This is a genomic window from Flavobacterium sp. I-STPP5a (assembly GCF_009764685.1).
In the GTDB taxonomy this organism is placed as follows: Bacteria; Bacteroidota; Bacteroidia; order Flavobacteriales; family Flavobacteriaceae; genus Flavobacterium.
In genome coordinates this window covers 124516-147395 of record NZ_VHLM01000077.1, presented here as the reverse complement: position 1 = coordinate 147395, position 22880 = coordinate 124516, and the positions used below count along the sequence as shown (strand labels likewise).

At 34.7% G+C, this 22880-nt stretch carries 18 protein-coding genes and 1 tRNA gene; 14 read left to right on the top strand and 5 right to left on the bottom strand.

Translation table 11 applies throughout. From position 1 onward, the window contains the following. Nucleotides 1–43 precede the first annotated feature (43 nt). The 6 genes from FJV36_RS14730 (at nt 44) to FJV36_RS14705 (ending at nt 8693) form a co-directional block, all read left to right on the top strand. The gene (locus tag FJV36_RS14730) at nt 44–1921 is read left to right on the top strand and encodes a glycoside hydrolase family 13 protein (RefSeq protein WP_158728448.1); all 1878 of its coding nucleotides are present in this window, start codon (nt 44–46) and stop codon (nt 1919–1921) included. Between the two features lie 86 nt (nt 1922–2007). Then, nucleotides 2008–3660, top strand: coding sequence for an alpha-amylase family glycosyl hydrolase (locus FJV36_RS14725; RefSeq protein WP_158728447.1), 1653 nt, complete (start codon nt 2008–2010; stop codon nt 3658–3660). Nucleotides 3661–3740: 80 nt separating this feature from the next. Further along, nucleotides 3741–4418: a glycerophosphodiester phosphodiesterase family protein gene (locus FJV36_RS14720; protein WP_158728446.1), complete on the top strand. Its 678-nt coding sequence runs from the start codon at nt 3741–3743 to the stop codon at nt 4416–4418. 104 nt (nt 4419–4522) lie between these two features. Continuing rightward, a complete protein-coding gene (locus tag FJV36_RS14715) occupies nt 4523–4930 on the top strand; it encodes a GxxExxY protein (protein ID WP_158728445.1) in 408 nt (135 codons plus the stop codon). Between the two features lie 1724 nt (nt 4931–6654). Further along, the gene (locus tag FJV36_RS14710; protein ID WP_158728444.1) at nt 6655–7875 is read left to right on the top strand and encodes an NAD(P)/FAD-dependent oxidoreductase; all 1221 of its coding nucleotides are present in this window, start codon (nt 6655–6657) and stop codon (nt 7873–7875) included. A gap of 83 nt (nt 7876–7958) precedes the next feature. Further along, nucleotides 7959–8693, top strand: coding sequence for a hypothetical protein (locus tag FJV36_RS14705; protein WP_158728443.1), 735 nt, complete (start codon nt 7959–7961; stop codon nt 8691–8693). A gap of 47 nt (nt 8694–8740) precedes the next feature. Here the strand turns inward: FJV36_RS14705 and FJV36_RS14700 are convergent, their stop codons facing one another. Further along, nucleotides 8741–9217: a TspO/MBR family protein gene (locus tag FJV36_RS14700; protein ID WP_158728442.1), complete on the bottom strand. Its 477-nt coding sequence runs from the start codon at nt 9215–9217 to the stop codon at nt 8741–8743. A gap of 109 nt (nt 9218–9326) precedes the next feature. Here FJV36_RS14700 and FJV36_RS14695 point away from each other — a divergent pair, with 109 nt between their 5' ends. The 6 genes from FJV36_RS14695 to FJV36_RS14670 all read left to right on the top strand — a co-directional run bounded on the left by FJV36_RS14695 (nt 9327) and on the right by FJV36_RS14670 (nt 14303). Next, entirely contained in the window at nt 9327–10409 is a 1083-nt protein-coding gene (locus FJV36_RS14695; protein WP_158728441.1) for a diphosphomevalonate/mevalonate 3,5-bisphosphate decarboxylase family protein, read from the top strand. A 43-nt stretch (nt 10410–10452) separates the two neighbouring features. Continuing rightward, on the top strand, nt 10453–10644 hold the full coding sequence (locus FJV36_RS14690) for a hypothetical protein (RefSeq protein WP_144891399.1): 192 nt from the start codon (nt 10453–10455) through the stop codon (nt 10642–10644). Nucleotides 10645–10696: 52 nt separating this feature from the next. Then, nucleotides 10697–11635, top strand: coding sequence for a mevalonate kinase (locus FJV36_RS14685; protein WP_158728440.1), 939 nt, complete (start codon nt 10697–10699; stop codon nt 11633–11635). Between the two features lie 89 nt (nt 11636–11724). Further along, nucleotides 11725–12681 (top strand): geranylgeranylglycerol-phosphate geranylgeranyltransferase, encoded by a 957-nt coding sequence (locus FJV36_RS14680; RefSeq protein ID WP_158728439.1) that lies wholly within the window; start codon nt 11725–11727, stop codon nt 12679–12681. Between the two features lie 274 nt (nt 12682–12955). After that, entirely contained in the window at nt 12956–13864 is a 909-nt protein-coding gene (locus FJV36_RS14675; RefSeq protein ID WP_144891393.1) for a pseudouridine synthase, read from the top strand. 76 nt (nt 13865–13940) lie between these two features. Beyond that, nucleotides 13941–14303 (top strand): nuclear transport factor 2 family protein, encoded by a 363-nt coding sequence (locus tag FJV36_RS14670; protein WP_158728438.1) that lies wholly within the window; start codon nt 13941–13943, stop codon nt 14301–14303. A 77-nt stretch (nt 14304–14380) separates the two neighbouring features. Here the strand turns inward: FJV36_RS14670 and FJV36_RS14665 are convergent, their stop codons facing one another. Then, nucleotides 14381–16528 carry a M3 family metallopeptidase gene (locus tag FJV36_RS14665; protein ID WP_158728437.1) on the bottom strand — a complete coding sequence of 716 codons (2148 nt, stop codon included), beginning with the start codon at nt 16526–16528 and terminating at the stop codon, nt 14381–14383. A gap of 180 nt (nt 16529–16708) precedes the next feature. On the opposite strand from FJV36_RS14665, the gene FJV36_RS14660 reads away from it, so the two are divergent. Beyond that, nucleotides 16709–18472, top strand: a complete 1764-nt coding sequence (locus tag FJV36_RS14660) for a DUF885 family protein (RefSeq protein ID WP_158728436.1) — start codon at nt 16709–16711, stop codon at nt 18470–18472. Between the two features lie 108 nt (nt 18473–18580). Here the strand turns inward: FJV36_RS14660 and FJV36_RS14655 are convergent. Beyond that, nucleotides 18581–18662: transfer RNA gene (locus FJV36_RS14655), tRNA-Leu, on the bottom strand. 111 nt (nt 18663–18773) lie between these two features. Here FJV36_RS14655 and FJV36_RS14650 point away from each other — a divergent pair. After that, the gene (locus FJV36_RS14650) at nt 18774–20162 is read left to right on the top strand and encodes a dipeptidase (RefSeq protein ID WP_158728435.1); all 1389 of its coding nucleotides are present in this window, start codon (nt 18774–18776) and stop codon (nt 20160–20162) included. Between the two features lie 263 nt (nt 20163–20425). On the opposite strand, the gene FJV36_RS14645 is transcribed toward FJV36_RS14650, so the two are convergent. Both FJV36_RS14645 and FJV36_RS14640 read right to left on the bottom strand, forming a co-directional pair. Beyond that, nucleotides 20426–21583 carry a hypothetical protein gene (locus FJV36_RS14645; RefSeq protein ID WP_158728434.1) on the bottom strand — a complete coding sequence of 386 codons (1158 nt, stop codon included), beginning with the start codon at nt 21581–21583 and terminating at the stop codon, nt 20426–20428. A 154-nt stretch (nt 21584–21737) separates the two neighbouring features. Beyond that, nucleotides 21738–22745, bottom strand: coding sequence for a hypothetical protein (locus tag FJV36_RS14640; protein ID WP_158728433.1), 1008 nt, complete (start codon nt 22743–22745; stop codon nt 21738–21740). Nucleotides 22746–22880 lie beyond the last annotated feature (135 nt).

The following is a 22880-nucleotide window of genomic DNA, read 5'->3' as shown; positions in this document are numbered from 1 at the left end:
CATCGAAAGAACAGCAATGCTTACACTATTTAAAAGTTTTTAAATGAATTCTATTTTCTCAGCACAGTTTCAAAATAAAAGTTTGATAAAAAAATTAACTTTATTCCTTGTTTTTATGTCTGTAACGTTACACGCTCAAATTGACAAAATGGAACCTCCATTTTGGTACGCAGGAATGAAAAACACTGAGTTGCAAATTCTGTTTTATGGCAAGGACATTTCTGAAAACCACGTCACCGTTTCTAATGGAATAAAAATAAGTTCCGTTCAAAAGACAGAAAATCAAAACTATCTTTTTGTCACAATAGACACCAAAAAAGTACCCGCCTCTGATCTCCTATTTACTTTCAAAAGTAAAAACAACGAAAGGTTTACACAAAAATATTCTTTGAAGCAAAGAAGAGAAAATTCTGCGCACCGCAAAAGCTTTGATTCTTCTGATATGATGTATTTATTAATGCCAGACCGCTTTGCGAATGGGAACGCAAATAACGACAGTGAAAATTCGACCCAAGAAAAATTTAATAGAGATTTACCAGGCGGAAGACACGGTGGCGATATTGAAGGAATTATTAAAAACCTAGATTACATTTCGTCCTTAGGCGCAACAACCATTTGGAGCACGCCGCTTTGCGAAGACAACGATGCTAAATTTTCGTATCACACCTACGGACAATCTGATGTGTATAAAATTGATCCACGTTATGGAACTAATGCTGATTATGCTAGATTGGCCTCTGAAATGCATAAAAGAGACATGAAACTAGTGATGGATTATGTCACCAACCATTGGGGAATTGAACACTGGATGATCAAAGATTTACCCACCAAAGATTGGATTAACCAATTTGAAAAATACACTCAAACCAATCACAAACGAACTGTTATTCATGATATCAACGCAGCTGAAATCGATAAAAAAGTAGCTATTGACGGCTGGTTCGTACCATCGATGCCCGATTTGAATTTGAAAAATCCTTTGACTCTAAAATACTTGATTCAAAACGTCATTTGGTGGATTGAATCAGCTGATTTGGATGGATTTCGAGTAGACACTTACAACTATTCCGATCCCGCAGGAATTGCAACTTGGACAAAAGCCATTACCAACGAATACCCAAATTTTAATATTGTTGGCGAAGTTTGGATGCAGAGTCAAGCTCAAATGGCCTATTGGCAAAAAGACAGTAAAATTTCAGCAATCCAAAACTACAACTCAAACTTACCAAGTGTGATGGATTTCACACTTTACGAAGCTACAACCAAAGCATTCAACGAAGACGATGCAGGATGGGACAAAGGCGTGATGCGATTTTACGACAATTTCTCGAATGATTTTTTATATCCAAACCCAAACAATATTTTAATTTTTGCGGAGAATCATGACACGAATCGAATCAATGAAACTTATGGAAAAGACATTAGGAAATACAAAATGGCCATGACGATTCTTGCAACTGTTCGCGGAATTCCTCAATTGTATTACGGTAGCGAAATAGGAATGGACGGTGATAAAAACAAAGGTGATGCTGATATTCGTCAAGATTTTCCAGGAGGTTGGAATGGCGATGCAAACAATGCTTTTACTAAAGAAGGACGATCTGTAGCCCAAAACGAATACTTTGATTTTACGGCTAAATTATTCAATTGGAGGAAATTAAAAACAGCCATTCACACCGGAAAAATGACACATTACATTCCAGAAAACAATGTGTATGTATATTTTAGATACAACAATGATGAAACGGTAATGGTTGTGATGAACAACAGTAACGAAACCAAAACGATAAAAACCGATCGTTTTAAAGAGAACATTAAAAACTTTCAATCAGGAAAAGACGTTATTTCTGAACTTACTTTTGACGTTACCAATGAAATTAAAATCGAAGCTAAATCGGTTTTGATTTTAGAGTTGAAATAGTATAAACCATAAAAGTCATTTAAGAAATTTGAAAATAACTAATATGACTTATATGTTTCAAAATCAAATTATTTACTACTAAAAAAATGAAAAAATACTCTCTTTTACTATTGACAATGATAACTTTAAACAGTTGCTCCAATGCACAAACAGTTGTTGAAAGTAACAAAACTCCTTTCGTTTGGGAAGGAGCGAATGTGTACTTTTTGATGACGGATCGTTTTAATAATGGCGACAAATCCAACGACTTAAACTTTAACAGAAATAAAACCACAGGAAAACTACGCGGATTTGAAGGTGGCGACATCAAAGGGATTTCTCAAAAGATTGACGAAGGCTATTTTGACAAACTCGGCATTAATGCCATTTGGTTTACGCCAGTGGTGGAACAAATTCACGACGGCGTTGACGAAGGCACTGGTTTGAGTTATGGCTTTCACGGCTACTGGGCCAAAGATTGGACGGCTTTAGACCCAAACTTTGGAACGAAAGAAGATTTAGCAGCATTAGTTCAAAAAGCACACTCACACGGAATCCGAATTATTCTTGACGGCGTAATCAATCACACTGGACCGGTTACTGCTGAAGATACAGTTTGGCCGCAAGATTGGGTACGAACAGGACCAACTTGCGATTACAAATCATTTGAAAACACAACCGCTTGTACCCTGGTATCCAATCTTCCGGATATAAAAACAGAAAGCAATCAAGCTGTGGCTTTACCTCCTTTTTTAATCGAAAAATGGAAAAAAGAAGGACGTTACGAACAAGAAATGAAAGAACTCGATGCTTTTTTTGCACGCACAGGTTATCCAAAAGCGCCAAAATATTACATCATCAAATGGTTAACAGATTATATTTCGGATTACGGAATTGACGGATACCGGGGAGACACTGTAAAACATACCGATGAAACGGTTTGGGCCGATTTCAAGACCCAATGTGATTACACTTTTGAAACTTGGAAAAAAAACAATCCAACAAAAGTATTGGATAACAATTCCTTTTACACCATAGCCGAAGTTTACAATTATGGCATCAGTGGCGGTCAAGATTTTGATTTTGGCGATAAAAAAGTAAACTACTTTAAGAATGGTTTCAACAACATGATCAATTTCGAATTCAAATGGGATGCACAAAAAGACTATGAATTTATTTTCTCTAAATATTCAAATAAACTGAATAATGACTTAAAAGGCTTTAGTGTCTTGAACTATATGTCATCGCACGACGATGGTGCACCGTTTGATGCAAAACGCACTAAAAATAAGGAAACGGGAACCAAATTATTGCTTTCGCCGGGTATATCGCAAGTGTATTATGGTGACGAAAGCGCTCGTTCGTTGGTAATTGAAGGAACACAAGGCGATGCAACCTTACGATCTTTTATGAATTGGGACGCTATTAAATCGAATCCTGAAACTCAAAAAACACTGCTGCATTGGCAAAAATTAGGTCAATTCCGAAAAAACCATCCTTCAGTTGGAGCAGGAATTCACAAACAAATTTCGGCTCAACCCTATACTTTTTCAAGAACTTTCTCAAAGGAAGATTATACAGATAAAGTGGTTGTTGCATTGGATTTAACGATTGGCACTAAAGAACTTTCAGTTGGAACTATTTTCGCTGACGGAACCAAAGTGAAAGATGCGTATTCTGAGAAAGAATCGGTAGTTGCAAATGGAAAAGTTACATTCGATACTGAATTTGACATCATTTTATTAGAATTAAAAAAATAAGTCTAAAAATAATAACACCAGAACGCCTTTAGAAATGAAGGCGTTTTTTTTATGTTTACCTTTACCAAAATTAAAAGACAATGCTCAAAATTGGACATCGCGGCGCAAAAGGATTCGAACCCGAAAATACTTTGGTTTCGTTTCAAAAAGCATTGGACCTGCAAGTAAACGCCATTGAACTCGATGTGCATTTGAGTGCTGATGGTGAAATAATCGTAATTCACGACGAAACAATTGACCGAACAACAGATGGAAAAGGTTTTGTAAACGTATTATCTTTGCCGGAATTAAAGGCTTTTTTAATAGAAGGAAAACACGAAATCCCCACGCTCGAGGAAGTTTTTGATTTGGTGAACCAAAAGTGTTTCATCAATATCGAACTCAAAAGTCATGATACAACTGATAAAGTGGTGGCGCTAATTGAAAAGTATGTTACTAAAAAGGGCTGGACTTACGACCATTTTTTAGTTTCTAGTTTTGATTGGAACGCGTTGCAACGAGTAGCTTTACTAAATAGCAAAATTGGCATCGGGGTTTTAACAGAAACTGATTTAGACTTGCCTTTGGCTTTCGCCGAAACGATACAAGCAAAATCCATTCATCCGTATTTTCATTTATTGACAAAAGAAAGTACAGCACTAATTCAGGTACGAGGTTTTCAGGTTTTCCCTTGGACCATAAATGAAGTAAAAGACATTCAAAAAATAAAAACATACAACGTAAACGGAATCATAACCGATTTCCCCGATAGAATATGAATCAAAATTTCGATGTTATTATTAGCGATATTCTAAATAAGATTTTATTTTTAAACCGTTAAGAGAGTTAAGTGAATTAAGCAACGAGGTAAATAATTCTGTTTATGACAAAAAAAGAGATAACGCAATTATCCTATGAAATTATTGGCTATGCCATAAAAGTTCACAAAAAACTAGGACCAGGACTATTAGAAAAAATTTATGAAGAATGCTTGAAATATGAGCTAGAAAAAAACGGGTATAATGTAAAACAACAATTAAATATTGAAATAGATTACTATGATTTAGAACTCGCGCATCCACTACGATTGGATTTACTAGTAAATGATGCTATTGTTGTTGAGTTAAAAACCGTTGAAAAATTCCACCCAATTGACGAAGCAAAACTATTAACCTACATGAAATTATTAGGCATGCCACAGGGATTACTGATAAATTTCAATACAATTAATATTTCTAAATCGTGTAAACCTTTGATTAATGAATATTTTTTAAGGCTACCAGATGAATAACTAAAAGATAATAAAGCTGATTCAAAAAATAAAAAAATGAAGTTTATTAAGGAATTTACGCACGGCTTAATCATCTTAAATCTCTTAATCGTTCAAAAAAAACAGATTTAAACAATTAAGAAAATTAAGGGCATTAAGGAATTTTCATAAGCACAAAACTTAATGAGCTTAATCTCTTAATGGTTAAAAAAAAAAGTGCTCCAACAATGAAGAAAATTAAGGCCATTAAGCTATTTTCATAAAAGCTCAACTCAATTAAATTAACTCTCTTAATGGTTTAAAAAAAACAGATTTAAACAATTAAGAAAATTAAGGGCATTAAGGAATTTTCATAAGCACAAAACTTAATGAACTTAATCTCTTAATGGTTAAAAAAATAACGCTCCAACAATTAAGAAAATTAAGGCCATTAAGCTATTTTCATAAAAGCTCAACGCAATTAACTTAACTCTCTTAATGGTTTAAAAAAACAGATTTAAACAATTAAGAAAATTAAGGGCATTAAGGAATTTTCATAAGCACAAAACTTAATGAACTTAATCTCTTAATGGTTAAAAAAATAACGCTCCAACAATTAAGAAAATTAAGGCCATTAAGCTATTTTCATAAAAGCTCAACGCAATTAACTTAACTCTCTTAATGGTTTAAAAAAACAGATTTAAACAATTAAGAAAATTAAGGGCATTAAGGAATTTTCATAAGCACAAAACTTAATGAACTTAATCTCTTAATGGTTAAAAAAATAACGCTCCAACAATTAAGAAAATTAAGGCCATTAAGCTATTTTCATAAAAGCTCAAGGCAATTAACTTAACTCTCTTAATGGTTAGAAAAAAAAAGTGCTCCAACAATGAAGAAAATTAAGGCCATTAAGCTATTTTCATAAAAGCTCAGCGCAATTAACTTAACTCTCTTAATGGTTAAAAAAAACAGATTTAAACAATTAAGAAAATTAAGGGCATTAAGGAATTTTCATAAGCACAAAACTTAATGAACTTAATTCTCTTAATGGTTAGAAAAAAAAAGTGCTCCAACAATGAAGAAAATTAAGGCCATTAAGCTATTTTCATAAAAGCTCAACTCAATTAACTTAACTCTCTTAATGGTTTAAAAAAAACAGATTTAAACAATTAAGAAAATTAAGGGCATTAAGGAATTTTCATAAGCACAAAACTTAATGAACTTAATTCTCTTAATGGTTAGAAAAAAAAAGTGCTCCAACAATGAAGAAAATTAAGGCCATTAAGCTATTTTCATAAAAGCTCAACTCAATTAACTTAACTCTCTTAATGGTTTAAAAAAAACAGATTTAAACAATTAAGAAAATTAAGGGCATTAAGGAATTTTCATAAGCACAAAACTTAATGAACTTAATTCTCTTAATGGTTAGAAAAAAAAAGTGCTCCAACAATGAAGAAAATTAAGGCCATTAAACTATTTTCATAAAAGCTCAACTCAATTAACTTAACTCTCTTAATGGTTTAAAAAAAAAGTGCTCCAACAATGAAGAAAATTAAGGCCATTAAGCTATTTTCATAAAAGCTCAACTCAATTAACTTAACTCTCTTAATGGTTTAAAAAAAATAGTACTCCAACAATGAAGAAAATTAATGCTATTAAGAAATTAGCATCTGATAAAACTTAATAAACTTAACTCTCTTAATGGTTCAAAGAATTTATCTTTGCAAAAAAACTAATCTTCTCAATTCCAGAAATAGTTAAAAATGAATCAAAATTTCGATATAATAATAGTAGGCGGAGGCGCAGCAGGTTTTTTTACAGCGATTAATATCGTAGAGAAAAATCCAAAACTTAAAGTCGCAATTTTAGAACGCGGTGCAGAAGTGTTGCAAAAAGTTCGAATTTCCGGTGGTGGACGTTGCAATGTAACGCACGCTTGCTTTGAACCAAATGAATTGGTAAAATTTTACCCTCGTGGCGAAAAAGAATTGCGTGGTCCTTTTCATCAGTTTTGTTCAGGCGATACGATTGAATGGTTCGAAAAACATGGCGTAGAACTTAAAATTGAAGCAGACGGACGTATGTTCCCCGTTTCGAATTCCTCACAAACCATTATTGATTGTTTTTTGAAAGCCACACAAAAACTCGGAATCGCAGTACTTACAGGACAAAGTGTACAATCTATTTTCAATCCCGAAGTTTCGGGAGAAAACGTTTGGAAGATCGAAACACAAACCGAGAATTATCTTTCTGAAAAGCTAATTTTAGCCACAGGAAGTAATCCGAAAGTTTGGGAAATGCTACAAAATTTTGGTCACGCCGTTGTCAGCCCAGTTCCTTCTCTATTCACTTTCAACATTAAAGATTCCAGAATAAAAGAATTACCTGGCGTTGCCGCAAATGTAACCGTAACCGTAAAAGACACCAAACTCAAATCAACTGGACCTTTATTAATTACGCATTGGGGCATGAGCGGCCCAGCAATTTTGAAACTCTCCGCTTGGGGAGCACGCATTTTGCATGACAAAAATTATCAATTTACCATTTTCGTAAATTGGTTGAATGATGAAGAAACAGCCGATGTTGAGAAAAAGCTAAAAGACTTAAAACAAGAACACGCTAAAAAATCAGTTTCCAAAAAATCACCTTTCGAACTAACCAACAGATTATGGGAAAGTTTGGTACTTGCCTCCGGAATTGAAACTGAAACAAAATGGGCCGATTTGTCGAAAACGCAATTACAAAATCTAGCGAATCAATTGACAAAAGGAATATTTCAAGTTAACGGAAAAAGTACGTTTAAGGAAGAATTTGTAACAGCTGGCGGAATTGATTTAAAAGAAATCAACTTCAAAACGATGGAAAGCAAATTGCATCAAAATCTCTATTTTGCGGGAGAAATTGTGAATATCGATGCCATCACTGGAGGTTTCAATTTTCAAAATGCGTGGACAAGTGGGTTTATTGTGGCGAACTCCATTTAATTTTAATTAACAAGAGTTTAAAACTTCACTAAGTTTTATTTAAGACGATTCTGATAACTTTACGCTCCTATTATCAGATCCCTATGAAATCAAAATTACTCGCTATACTTCTTTTTGTGCTCTGTCAAAGTGGTTTTTCACAAGTTTCAGAACGCCTTCAAGGGCAAGTAGTTTTTGATAAAACCTTAGCAACCAAGGTAGAAGTTATCAATGCAACCGCAAAAACCGTTAGTTTGACCGATACTGAGGGAAAGTTTACCATTGGTATTAATTTAAACGACCAATTGGTTTTTGTTGCTAAAAATCATGAAATAAAAGAAATGAAAATTTCAATAGCCGTATTAAACCAAGGTGATATTAAAATCTCATTATCCCCAAAAGTCGAAGAACTTAAAGAAGTAATAGTTCAAAATATGACATCCATAAAATTAAGTAAAGATGCAAAATGGGAACAAGCTAAACTAGATAAATACGCTCTCGAAAAAAATGCATCATCACTGAAAAACCCCGCCGTTTACACTGGTACCATTGAAAACGGCATGGATTTTATTCGTATTCGTAAAATGATAGGAGGTTTATTCAAAAAGAAGGACAACAACAATCATCAAAAAAGTCCAATATTACCGTTTACAGAGGCAGCAAAAACACAAATCGAAACTGAATTTTATACTGATACTTTGCAACTTCGTCAAGAAGAAATTGCCGCCTTTCTAGACTTTTGCAACAAAGACCCCAAATCAAAAATAATTGCTGCGCAACAAAATGTACTTTCGCTACAGGAGTTCCTAAGTAGCAAAATATTGCACTTCAAAAAATAAACTTTTAGTTATTAAACAGACTGCTAACTGAGACTGAAAACTGTTAATTATCTATTCAACCACCAAATACTTCCGTTCAAAACCGCAGCAAAACTCACCCATGCCACATAAGGAATAAACAAATACCCAGCGGTTTTATTAATTTTTGCAAACTGAACATAAGTTTCATAAATCATCAACCACAGCACAATTATTTCTAATCCTGCGAGCATTGGGTTATGCAAACCAAAAAACAAGTACGACCACAACGCATTTAGTCCCAGTTGTATCAAAAAGAAAACTAAAGCTTTTTTAACGACCACTTCATTGCTTTTAATTTCGTTCCAAACCAATCCTGCTGCTACACCCATCATAGCATACAAGCTGCTCCAAACAGGTGCGAAAATCCAATTGGGTGGATTAAAACTAGGTTTTATCAAGGTAGGGTACCAAGTTGTAATGGCGGAGCGGGTAACCATTCCTGATGTATATCCAATGGCAAGACAGGCTACCACCGCAATAATTATTTTTAAGAATTTATTCATGAGACTTTTGTTTTAGCATCCAAAAATACTGAAAACTTTGCAACTAATTGTGTGATAAACCAAGAAACAAATGCACTAAAAAAGTATCTTTGCGTAAATTTTTCATTTTATGATTGCAGCAAACGATTTTATTCCATCATCATACACAAACACTGTTGAAAGCGGAAATTTTCAATGGAGCGCGCCCAGTAATATTGCACTTGTAAAATACTGGGGAAAAAAAGAAAATCAAATTCCAGCTAATCCATCGGTGAGTTTTACGTTGAATAATTGCAAAACGATTACAAAATTGGCTTTCGCCAAAAAAGAAAACGACGGTTCTTTCTCTTTTGATTTGCTTTTTGAAGGGCAGCCTAAAGAAGATTTCAAACCGAAAATTCAAAAGTTTTTAGAGCGAATAGAAATCTATTTGCTGTTTTTAAAAGACTATCATTTTACGATTGATACCGAAAACACGTTTCCGCACAGTTCCGGAATTGCGTCATCAGCATCAGGAATGGCTGCTTTGGCCATGAACTTGATGAGTTTAGAAAAAGCGTTAAACCCAGCCATGTCTGAAGATTATTTCTATCAAAAAGCGTCTTTACTTGCCCGTTTGGGTTCCGGAAGTGCTTGCCGAAGTGTAAAAGGACAAGTCGTGGTTTGGGGAAATCAGGCGAACATTCCTGGAAGTTCAGACTTATTTGGAGTGGAATTTCCGCATGCGATTCATCCTAATTTTAAAAATTTTCAAGATACAATTTTACTAGTTGACAAAGGCGAAAAACAAGTCTCGAGTACCGTTGGTCATGACTTGATGCACGACCATCCTTTTGCCGAAAGGCGCTTTGCACAAGCGCATGAAAATTTAGATGCACTGATTACTATTTTTGAAAGTGGCGATTTAGACGCGTTTATCAAAATTGTAGAAAGCGAAGCCTTGACGTTGCATGCTATGATGATGACCTCTATGCCGTATTTTATCTTGATGAAACCAAACACATTACAAATCATTAATGCCATTTGGAAATTCAGGAATGAGACCAAAATACCTGTTTGTTTCACGCTAGATGCAGGTGCCAATGTACACGTTTTGTATCCCGAAAACGTTAACGAAAAAGTTTTACAATTTATTAAGGACGAATTAGTTGGCTATTGTCAAAATGGGCAGTACATTTGTGATCAAATAGGAAACGGAGCAGCGCTTGTTTAATCTTTTTTTGTGTATCTTTAAACATTCTTAAAAAAAGAAGTTGATGGATATTCAATCAGAAAAAATAGAATTGATCAAAATGTTACTCGCAACTACTGATGCATCTTTATTAGTAGCGGTCAGAAACGTTTTTGAAAAACAACAAACTGTTTGGACGGAATTATCACCTGAAGAGCAAGAACAAATTGAAATTAAAATCCAAGAAGACAATCGAGGCGATCAATTGGATTTATAAAAAATAAATACGTTATAATTACCAACCCCAAATTGTTAATTTAAAAATACATATGAAAGGACCATTATTTTATTCAAAAATATTACTCTTTGGAGAATACGGAATCATTCGTGATTCAAAAGGGCTTTCTATTCCTTATAACTTTTACAACGGCGCTTTAAAAAGAGATGAAAATCCATCTGATGAGGCTATCAAATCAAACGGTCATTTAAAACGATTTGTTGTTTATTTAGAAACCTTGCAAACGGAGCAACCGGAACTGGTTACTTTTGACCTTGACTTGTTAAAAGAAGATGTTAATACGGGAATGTATTTTGACTCTAGCATTCCACAAGGATATGGTGTAGGAAGTAGTGGCGCTCTAGTAGCGGCTATTTACGATAAATATGCGCACCATAAAATCACGGTTTTAGAAAATCTAACGCGTGAAAAATTATTGCAGTTAAAAAATATCTTTTCTCAAATGGAGAGTTTTTTCCACGGGAAAAGTTCTGGTTTAGACCCTTTAAATAGTTATTTGAGTATTCCAATTTTGATTAATTCAAAAGATAATATCGAAGCAACAGGAATTCCTACTCAAAGTTTTGATGGCAAAGGTGCTGTATTTTTGTTAGATTCAGGTATTGTAGGCGAAACAGCTCCGATGGTTAATATTTTCATGGAAAGCTTGAAAGACAAAGGTTTTAGAGCGATGTTGAAAAATCAATTTGTGAAATACACCGATGCTTGTGTTGAGAATTTCCTTGGCGGAGACATGAAATCACTTTTCATGAACACCAAGAAACTTTCAAAAGTAGTTTTGAACAACTTCAAACCGATGATTCCGGAGCAATTTCATAGTATTTGGCAGCAAGGTATTGACAGTAATGACTATTACCTGAAACTTTGCGGATCTGGTGGAGGTGGTTACATTCTTGGTTTTACCGAAGACTTAGAAAGAGCCAAAGCTTCTCTTAAAGATTACAAACTAGAAGTAGTTTATCAGTTTTAAAAAACACAAACTCCCTGACTCATTCATCAGGGAGTTTCTTAATACACACATTTGTACCAGGTACTCAAATACTCTTTAACCAATTTAAAATGTTAAGCAGACAAGACAAACTTCTAATAATGAAAATTGCAAGTTTGTTCTCTGTTGTGCGAGGATATAACATACCTGTCATTATTATCGCACAATACCTTTCGGCGATTTTTATATTGGCACCAGAAAAAAGAGCACTTGACATTGTTCTAAATTTCAATCTTTTTATACTGGTTTTTGCCTCGTCACTTACGATTGCTTCGGGTTACATCATCAATAATTTTTACGACAGTCAAAAGGATTTAATCAACAGACCTACTAAATCGATGTTGGATCGTTTGGTGAGTCAAAAAACCAAATTACAAGTCTATTTTACACTAAACTTTATCGTAGCTTTGATGGCGTTGTTTGTATCTTGGCGTGTATTTTTGTTCTTTTCAGCATACATCTTTTTCATTTGGTTTTATTCCCATAAAATAAAAAAACATCCTATAATAGGAAATCTTACCGCTTCGTTACTAGCTGTAATGCCTTTTTTTGCGATTCTCCTGTATTTTTATACTCGGATTCCATTTGAAGAAATTGAAAATTACAAACAACAACTTGGTGTTATTTTTGCCCATGCATCTTTTTTATTTTTATTACTGCTCATACGAGAAATGATCAAAGATTTAGAGAACTTAAAAGGCGATTTAATCAATAGTTACCAGACTATTCCTGTGGTGTATGGCGAATCGCAATCTAAAAAAGTCATTACTTTACTAACACTACTCACTATAGTACCTGTATATCTTTTGATTGCTATTTATGATGTGGGGTACATGGATATTTACTTTTACTCCAGCCTGATTGTTTTGATTTTTTTCTTGCTTTACTTGTGGAAATCCAATGCTAAATCTCAATTTTTATTGCTTCACAACGTCTTGAAATTTCTTATTGTTGCAGGTGTTTTTTGTATTGTGCTCATTAATCCGAGTGTACTATGGCATGGTAAAAAATTATTGATGACGGTTTAAATTCATTCTAGTTTTAGCATATAAAAGGGTTGCAAAAATACTCTGAAAGACTCCTAAATACCTGCATAGATATAGCCCCGATAGCAGTGAAAATCCTTTTCTTTTTTCCTTTAAAAAAGAAAAGATTGCAACGGATAGCGGGAATTAGCTCCAAAAAAAACGATACTTAAATATATTAATTAGCTTACTAACTAGCCAGTTAGCGTTTTTATAATTGGTGGTTATTGATTGTCAAGTATATAAATAGTATCTTTGCATAAATTATTGGAATATTATGAATAACAAGGAAGGCAATAATAAGAAAAGTGGTCCAAGAGCAAACAGCTCAAGACCAAGTTCGAATAAGCCAAAACCTGCCATGCAGAAGCGCGCTCAAGGGCCGAAAAAAGTTAAAGTTACTACTAAAGTTGCCGATATTGCTACTGACAAAGTAGAGAAAAAACCAAATCAAGCACCAAAGAGACCGAAAGTAAAAGACGAAATTCGTTTGAATAAATATATTGCCAATTCTGGTGCGTGCTCACGTCGTGATGCCGATATTTACATACAATCTGGGACGGTAAAAGTAAATGGAATTCCTGTAACCGAAATGGGATACATGGTAAAACCTGGTGATGTTGTTAATTTTGATGGATCTACATTGACTCCGGAGAAAAAAGTATACATCTTGTTGAACAAACCTAAAAACTTTACGACAGCCATGGACGAAGGTCAGGAATACCGTAACGTTTTGGAACTGGTTAAAGGTTCTACTACTGCAAAAATTGGTGCGGTTGGGAGAATGGACAAAAATACAACTGGTTTGTTGTTGTTCACCAATGATACAGATATGATTCGTAAATTTACGTTACCAAGTCAAAAATCATCTAAGATTTACCAAGTTTCATTAGACAAAAATCTAAAATTTGAAGATTTAGAAAAAATCCAAAAAGGATTAACGCTAGACGGTCACCGTGTTTTTGTAGAAGACGTAAGTTATATTGATGGCGAAGCAAAAAGTGAAATTGGATTGCAATTACGTTCTTCAAATGTGAAAGTAGTTCGTTCTATTTTTGAGCATTTTGACTATGATGTATTGCGAATCGACAGAGTTGCTTTTGCTGGTTTAACCAAAAAGAATTTACCAAGAGGAAACTGGAGGTTGCTTACTGAACAAGAAATTATCAATTTGAAAAACGTATAAACGCTTTTCAAAATTTCATTTTAATCCCTTTCGGTTTTTTTCGAAAAGGGATTTTTTTATACACTAACAAACACGTATGACTCCAGAAAAATTACAATCTATTGCTTTTAAATGGTTTGAAACTTTCAATGCTAAAGAATTAGAAAAATTACTATCTCTGTATGATGATGAAGCCATACATTATAGTCCAAAATTAAAAATGTACAAACCCGAAAGTGACGGCTTTGTGACGGGTAAAGAAGCTTTGAGAGCTTGGTGGCAAGATGCCTTTGAACGATTACCGAGTTTGAATTACAAAGTAAAATCACTTACTGCAAATGGCGACCGTGTTTTTATGGAATATACCCGTACCGTTGTAGGCGAAGAAGATTTGCTAGTTGCAGAGGTCCTTGAAATTAAAGACGATAAAATAATAGCTTCTCGCGTATACCACGGATAAGCTTTTTTTGATATTAAAAAAAAGCCCTACAACAGCAAAGTGCTGTTCTAGGGCTTTCTTGTATGCAATAACTAGAACTAGCCTTTTAATTTCTTTACTGGCTCTTGTTTTTTGTCCAGACCACGTTTTCTTAAAAGTGGTTCAATGCTAGGCTCAGCGCCACGGAAACGTTTGTATAAAACCATTGGATCCTCAGTTCCTCCTTTTTCTAACACATTTTCACGGAATAATTTAGCTTTCTCTGGATTAAAAAGAGTTGTTGTTTTAAAAGCTTCAAAAGCATCAGTATCTAAAACACCTGACCAAATATAGCTATAGTACCCAGAAGAATAACCTCCTGAGAATATATGACTAAAATACGTACTGCGGTATCTAGGAATAATTGATGGAATTAAACCAATTTTTGTCATGGCTGCTTTTTCGAAAGCGTTGGCATCAACAGTAATATCTTTGGTTTGCGAGTGGTATTCTAAATCCAATAGCGAAGCTGCTAGGTATTCTGTCGTTGTAAAACCTTGGTCAAAAGTTACTGCTTTTTTTAGTTTATTTACTAGCGTTTCTGGTATTACTGCTCCAGTTTGATAGTGTTTAGCATACATTTTCAAAACCTCAGGCTCTGCTGCCCAGTTCTCCATGATTTGCGATGGAAGTTCAACAAAATCTCTTGGAACACTAGTTCCTGCAAGACTTCGGTACGTTACATTAGACAATAAACCGTGTAATGAATGTCCGAATTCATGAAAGAAAGTGGTCACCTCATCAAAAGTTAACAATGCTGGCTTAGTTGCTGAGGGTTTTGTAAAATTACAAACGATAGAAACTACGGGAGCAACGCGCGTGCCATCCACCGTTTTTTGGCTGCGGTAGGATGTCATCCAAGCGCCACCACGTTTGGACTCACGCGGGTGAAAATCCATGTACAAAACACCTAAATGCGTTCCGTCTTTTTCTAAAACTTCCCAAACCGTTACATCTTCATGGTACTTTGGTACATCTGTTAAGGCTTTAAACTGAATTCCATATAACTTTTCGGTTACTTGAAAAACACCTTTGCGCACATTATCCAAACTGAAATAAGGTTTCAATTCTTCTTCGTCAAGATCAAAACGTTCTTTTCTAATTTTTTCGGTGTAATAACGCCAGTCGTATGGTTGAACCGCACCTTTAATGCCATCCTTCACCATCATTTTTTGAATATCAGAGGCTTCTGTTTTGGCAATTTCAAGAGCTGGTTTCCACAAATCATTCAAGAGCTTGTTCACATTTTTAGGTGTCTTAGCCATTGATTCCTCCAAAACATAATCAGAGTGTGATTTATACCCTAACAAACGTGCTTTTTGCCCACGTAAATTAGCTAGCGCAACCGCATTTGCTTTATTATCAAAAGCATCGTCATGGTTGGCTCTAGTTTGGTAGGCATTCCAAATTTGTTGGCGCAATTCTCTATTTGAACTGTATTGTAAAAATGGCATCACACTAGAATTAGAAAGTGTAAAAACCCATTTGCCTTCTTTGCCTTTTGCTTTCGCATCTGCTGCGGCGGCATCAATAAGTCCTTGAGGCACTCCAGCTAGATCTTTCTTAGAATCAATAACCAATTCATAACTATTGGTCTGCGCCAAAATGTTTTGACCGTATTTTAAGCTTGTCAAGGACAAATCACCGTTGATTTTGCGTAGTATTTCCTTATCAGCATTAGACAAATTAGCGCCACTTCTAACAAAATCTTTATAGGCATTGTCTAAAATTTTAGCTTGCTCTAAATTCAAACCCAAACTTTCTTTTTGGTTCCAAAGCGACTTTACTCTAGCAAATAATTTTTCGTTCAAGTAAATGTTATCACGGTGCGCCGATAGATTGGGAGCTGTTTCTTTGGCGATATTTTGAATCTCCTTGTTGGTATTCGCAGAGTTCAAATTAGAAAAAACCGTATTCACATTCGATAATAATTCGCCAGCGTTTTCCATTGCTAGAATGGTATTGTCAAAAGTAGCAGGTTGCGTATTATTTGCAATAGCATCAATTTCAGCTTGATGTTTCGCAATTCCTTCTAAAATAGCAGGTTTAAAATGCTCGTTCTTGATTTTGTCAAACGGCGGAACATTGAAAGGCGTGTTATAAGCCTGAAAAAATGGATTCATAGTGGTGTTTTCTTGTTTTTCTTGTGCTTGAATGGTGAGCATATTTCCGATGACCAGCATCAGGAAAAGGGATTTTTTTCTCATTTTAATTTATTGATTAGTAAAGTAAATTTAACCTAAATCCTGTTCATACACCAATCTCAGCTTGGACTTAACTAAATTTTATGATAAAGAAGAGCTAGCTTACTTAAAGGATTTCGAGATCTTAATTTAAGTATTGAAATAAAATCAATACATTAGCTATTTAAATTACAAACCTAAATTATGAAAAAAATAACCGTTCTACTTTTTACAGTAACAACTACTCTGCTATTGGTAAACTGTAAATCTGAAGATAAAAAGCAAGATTTTACTAGCTTAACAAAAAGCTATTTTGACGATAAGAATGCGCTAGATCCATTGGGTGCAACCCAAAGTGGTCAAAACCAGTACAACGATCAGCTGCAATTTGAAATGACCGATAGTTACAGAAAAACGCAACAAGCTTTTTTTGATAAATACCAATCAGAGTTACAAAATGTTGCCGTAGCCGATTTATCTGAAGAAGAAAAAAACAGTTACGAAATCATCAAATGGGAATTAGAAGTTGGAAAAGAAGTGCTAAAACAGCCAACTAATTTAATTCCGGTACATCAATTTTGGGGAACACACTTGACTATGGGTCAGTTTGCAGGTGGAACCGGTGCACAGCCTTTTAAAACAGAACAAGATTACACCAACTTTTTAAAACGAATGGACAAATATGCCGTTTGGATTGATTCGGCGATGGTGTACATGAAAAAAGGATTAGACAAAGGAGTGGTTTTACCAAAAGCGCTAACCGTAAAATTGATTCCGCAGTTTGCGTCGCTGGAAACTCCAAATATCGAAGACAATTTATTTTATTCTTCGATAAAATTAATGCCAGCATCGTTTCCTGAAAGCATCAAGAAAGACTTAACGGCAAAATATACGGCTACAATCACCACTAAATTGATTCCGCAGTACAAGAAAATGGCTGATTTTCTGAAAAAAGAATACCTGCCAGCATCAAGAGCAACGAGCGGGATAGGCAGTTTACCTTTTGGAAAAAAACTATATGCGGCTTATGTAAAACAATGGACTACCACCAATAAAACTCCAGAGGAAATTCATGAGCTGGGATTGAAAGAAGTGGCGCGACTGACTGCCGAAATGGAAAAAGTAAAAGCACAAGTAGGTTTCAAAGGTACTTTGATTGAATTTTTTGAAGAAGTACGAAACAAAAAAGAGTTAAAACCTTTTACCAAACCAGAAGAGGTAATTGCTAACTTTAACAGTATTTACACCCGCATTAAACCTAATGTTGATAAACTATTTGCTTTACAGCCAAAAACAAAATTTGAGGTAAGACGCACCGAAGCTTTTAGAGAGCAAACCGCTAGCGCCGAATACAATCAAGGAACGGCTGATGGAACGCGTCCGGGGATTTTTTATGTTCCGATTCCGAATGTAAAAGAATACAATATGTATGGCGACGAAGATTTGTTTTTGCACGAAGCCATTCCGGGACATCACTTTCAAATTTCATTACAGCAAGAAAACAAAAGTCTTCCTGATTTTAGAAAATTCAATTGGTTTGGTGCTTATGGTGAAGGCTGGGCTTTGTACACCGAAAGTTTAGGTAAAGAGCTAGGTTTGTACCAAGATCCGTATCAATATTTTGGCATGTTGGGTAACGAAATGCACCGAGCGGTTCGCTTGGTAGTGGACACTGGATTACACGCAAAAGGCTGGACGAGAGAACAAGCCATTAAATATTCCTTAGCAAACGAAGCTGAAAGTGAAGCGAGTATCATTCCAGAAATAGAGCGCTACATGGCTATTCCAGGACAAGCATTGTCGTATAAAATTGGACAATTGAAAATAATGGAGCTTCGCAAAAAAGCCGAAACTAAAATGGGTACTAAATTTGACATTAAAAAATTCCATGAAAAAGTATTGGAATCAGGTGTGATGCCACTGGCTTTATTGGAACAAAAAATTAATGAGTGGGTTGAAGGAAAATAAAAACAGTCATATTACAAAAAGCTTCTCACCACGAGAAGCTTTTTTTATGGTTTGAATAAAATAGAATCAAAAGCATAAAAAAAGCCCAAACTTTCGTTTGGACTTTTGTGCGGATAATAGGACTCGAACCTACACGCCTTGCGGCACCAGATCCTAAGTCTGGCATGTCTACCAATTTCACCATATCCGCGGCTTATTGTGGGTGCAAAGATACACTTAACTTCGAATATTCAAAACAATTTTGATAAAAAATATTCATACTCTTTTTTGTACTTTTGAAAATATAAACAACATTCAACTAATGGAAAACATAAAAGCATACGTTCAAGAACACAAAGAACGCTTTATCAATGAGTTAATCGAATTATTAAAAATTCCGTCCGTAAGTGCTGATACTGCCTATTCGCACGATGTTTTTGAAACTGCCGATGCCGTAAAAGCCAGTTTAAAGAAAGCCGGCTGTGATTTTGTCGAAATTTGCGACACACCAGGCTACCCAATCGTGTATGGCGAGAAAATAATCGACCCTAATTTACCTACCGTTTTAGTCTACGGACACTATGATGTGCAGCCGCCAGACCCAATGGAGTTGTGGACGTCTCCCCCATTTGAACCCGTAATTAAAAAAACCGATATTCATCCCGAAGGCGCCATTTTTGCCCGTGGAGCCTGTGATGACAAAGGCCAAATGTACATGCACGTAAAAGCGCTGGAGTACATGGTACAATCAAATACTTTGCCTTGCAACGTCAAGTTCATGATTGAAGGCGAAGAAGAAATTGGTTCTAAAAGTTTGAGCTGGTTTGTAGAACGCAATCAAGAAAAACTTAAAAACGATGTCATTTTAATTTCAGATACAGGAATGATCTCTAATCAGCAACCATCTATCACAACTGGTTTGCGTGGTTTGAGTTATGTAGAAGTAGAAGTTACAGGTCCTAACCGCGACTTGCATTCAGGCTTGTACGGTGGCGCCGTGGCGAACCCAATCAACGTATTGGCTAAAATGATCGCGTCTTTACACGACGAGAACAACCACATCACCATTCCAGGTTTTTATGACAATGTTGAAGAATTATCTCTTGAAGAAAGAGCCGAAATGGCCAAAGCGCCCTTCAGCTTAGAAAAATACAAAAACGCCTTGCAACTCAACGATGTGTACGGCGAAAAAGGCTATGTAACAAACGAAAGAAACTCAATCCGACCTACGCTAGATGTAAACGGAATTTGGGGCGGCTACACCGGCGAAGGAGCCAAAACGGTAATTGCCAGTAAAGCATACGCCAAAATCTCCATGCGTTTAGTCCCTAATCAAGACTGGGAAGAAATCACGGAATTATTCACCAAACATTTCAACAGCATTGCCCCTGCAGGCGTAACCGTTTTAGTAAAACCGCATCATGGCGGGCAAGGCTACGTAACCCCAATAGACAGCATTGGCTACAAAGCCGCAAACATGGCCTATACCGAAACCTTTGGCGTACCAGCCATTCCCGTGCGTTCCGGAGGCAGCATCCCTATTGTAGCTTTGTTCGAAAAAGAACTGAAATCAAAAACCATCCTCATGGGATTTGGTCTCGACAGCGATGCCATTCACTCGCCAAACGAACACTTCGGGATCTTCAATTACCTCAAAGGAATCGAAACCATTCCGTTGTTTTACAAGTATTTTGTAGAATTGTCAAAATAAATGCTGTCAAAACCCACATCATCCGCTCTTCACAGGGCGGATTTTTTTTGGGCGTTCCCTTGTTGCATAAAATCCTTCTTGAAAAACACCATTCATCAAGCAACAAGGTCAGGCTGTGCGTTCTCAATCTTTTTAACCGCCAAAAAAAGGCGCCTAAAAAGGATTTCCACTTCCATCCTTAACGCAAAATAGTACTCGTTGATAGTTTTTTTTGAATAGACACGATGGTCTTAAACTTGTTACAATAATATTTTAGCAATACTTTATTCACTTAACCAATCTTTATTAATGTTAAAAATTCTATCTAGATTTGAACCTTCTACACAAATAATTTGGTCCTCTACGACAAAACTATAAACTAAATCGACGTCTTCAAAATTAAAATCATTATTTGCAAATGGATTTTTGTGTAACCAATATTTTGCATTTGGAATATTTGATGGAAATATTTTTGTAATAAAAATTCCACTAACATTTTTCAGTTGTGCTTTTCCTGAATTATAAAATATTCCATCTCTTTTTCTAGTCAGCTTTTCATCTCTTCCTTTCGGATTAGTTGAATAAGTGTACTGTAATGAACCCCAAATTAAATTTTCAATATCAGGTTTTCCTGCAGTTTTTTTGTCTAATGCATTTATGCAAATCAAATATGGAACATCAAATTTCCCATATCGCTTTGATTTTTTCAAAATTGATTGACGGAGTGATACCTCACCTCCTCCCCAAAAACTTTCAAACGGAAACATTCCAATTGGATTTTCGCTGACTGTGTTCTTTTCGGATTCGATTAATGGCATTGGTTTCACAACAATACTAAAGTCTTTATTTTGAAATTTAATTATAGGAGATCCTTCAAATCCAAACTCTTGGATATTTGCAGTGATTTGAACTGGATCAAGTTTACCAACTTCATATTCAATTTTTGCAAGTAATTCTTTAACGCGAGGCTGTTTTTTACCAATAAAATTTAGTTCCTCAATTGCAAGAAGAAATCCTTTAATTTTAACTCTACTTAACTGGTCATAAAATTCATTTTGAAGGTTTTCAAATGCCATTTCGGCTTCAGTTTTACCAAAGCATACTTTTGCTTCAACATATGTTTGATTACCATCTTTCATTATTAGAAAATCAGGCCTTTTATTAGAGTCTTTTAATTCAGGATGTATTACTATTTCATATCCTAATTTATTAAAAAGTTCATATAAGAATAGTTCAAAAAAAGCAGAATCAAAATCCTTTTTAAAACGAATCTTTAGCTCTTTTTTTTCAATTTCAGGATATTTTGAAAACCAATCTTCCAAAATAGCACGAATGATTTTAATATCACTGCGATTACTTTTATGATAATAATTGAAAACGTTTTCATTATTAGATGATGGTCCTTCAATAAATTCAGACGTAATTTCAAAAAGTTTAATCATTTCTAGATTTTCTTATCTGTGGTTTAAATATTCTCTTTCAACAGTTGATAGCATAGTATATAAAAGCAATTATTTATAAGTACAAAATTATTTCCTTATATCACCTAGTTCCAATTCAATCGAAAAAAATGTGCGTAGACTGAATTAAGCAAAATCACTTCTCTTTAATATCAAAATTTATACTTCTGGCAAAATTGACGAAATTATTAATGTTACCAATTCCCCATTCAGTTGAGACTAGAAACTCTATTCCATCTGCACTTGTTAAAATATCATTTTTGTCAATAAAATGTCTTTTCTTTTTACTATCATTATATTTGTGGTTTACAAAATTCAAAGTGTTTAATACGCCCGTTGAGCCTTGTAAATTTGATGGGAATTTATCTTGAATTTCTTCAAAAGTTAGATGTTCATTATTTTCTATAAATTGCTTTACAACTTCAAAAACTAAACGACCTTTTCCAAGAAGTTTGTCATTAAAAAAATATTTAGTTCTATCTCTTGTTGATTCCAATGCAATTTGTCTTTCTATAGTCTTTTCTTTTATTTTTATTAGATAACTTTCTGCTTCTGGCAATGGTATTATTTGATTGATGTCAAGCAAAACTTCTCCATTGAAGTTATATGGTGATAGTTTAACGCAAGTGATGTCAATTCCTTTGCTCAATAACCACATTACAGAAGTTGTCAGCTCTTTTGAAAAGTCAGCAGAAGCTAAAACAATTTTTATGTTAGAAGCAAAGTCTTCTTCTAATGGGCTTTCCCAACTTAAAAAGTTAAGTAAGTCCTCTTTGGCATCAATCCCTAAGCCTCTATTGTCAATATAGTTTTGATAAATTAAAATGCATTTTTCAAAATTCATAGTAGAAACCATTGATGCATAACGAAGTGCTTGAAGTTCCATATGGTCCCCTGTATCTGTTCTTTTAAGCTCAATAACTACAAGATTAGCTTTTTTGTCAATACCAAGTAAATCGATTCTTTTTCTGCTATCATCCCAATCCGAAAACTCTTCTGAAATAATTAAGGTATCTTCTGAAATTATATCAATTTTATCCCTTAAAAATCTCTGTAAATGATTCCTTTCAAGTATTCCATTTGTCTGAAAATTAGTTTGCGGAACTTTTGCTATACCTTCTGTTGATATGTTGTAAATAGGCATATTTTCGTAGTTTATTTAATACTGTAGGTTCCTAATGCTAAACCCACACCTAGTTAGCTTATAAAAAATCTTTTTCGTTTTGTTCTTTTCAAATATAAATAAAAATTCTTACGTATCTCTGCACCTTTCGAGTTA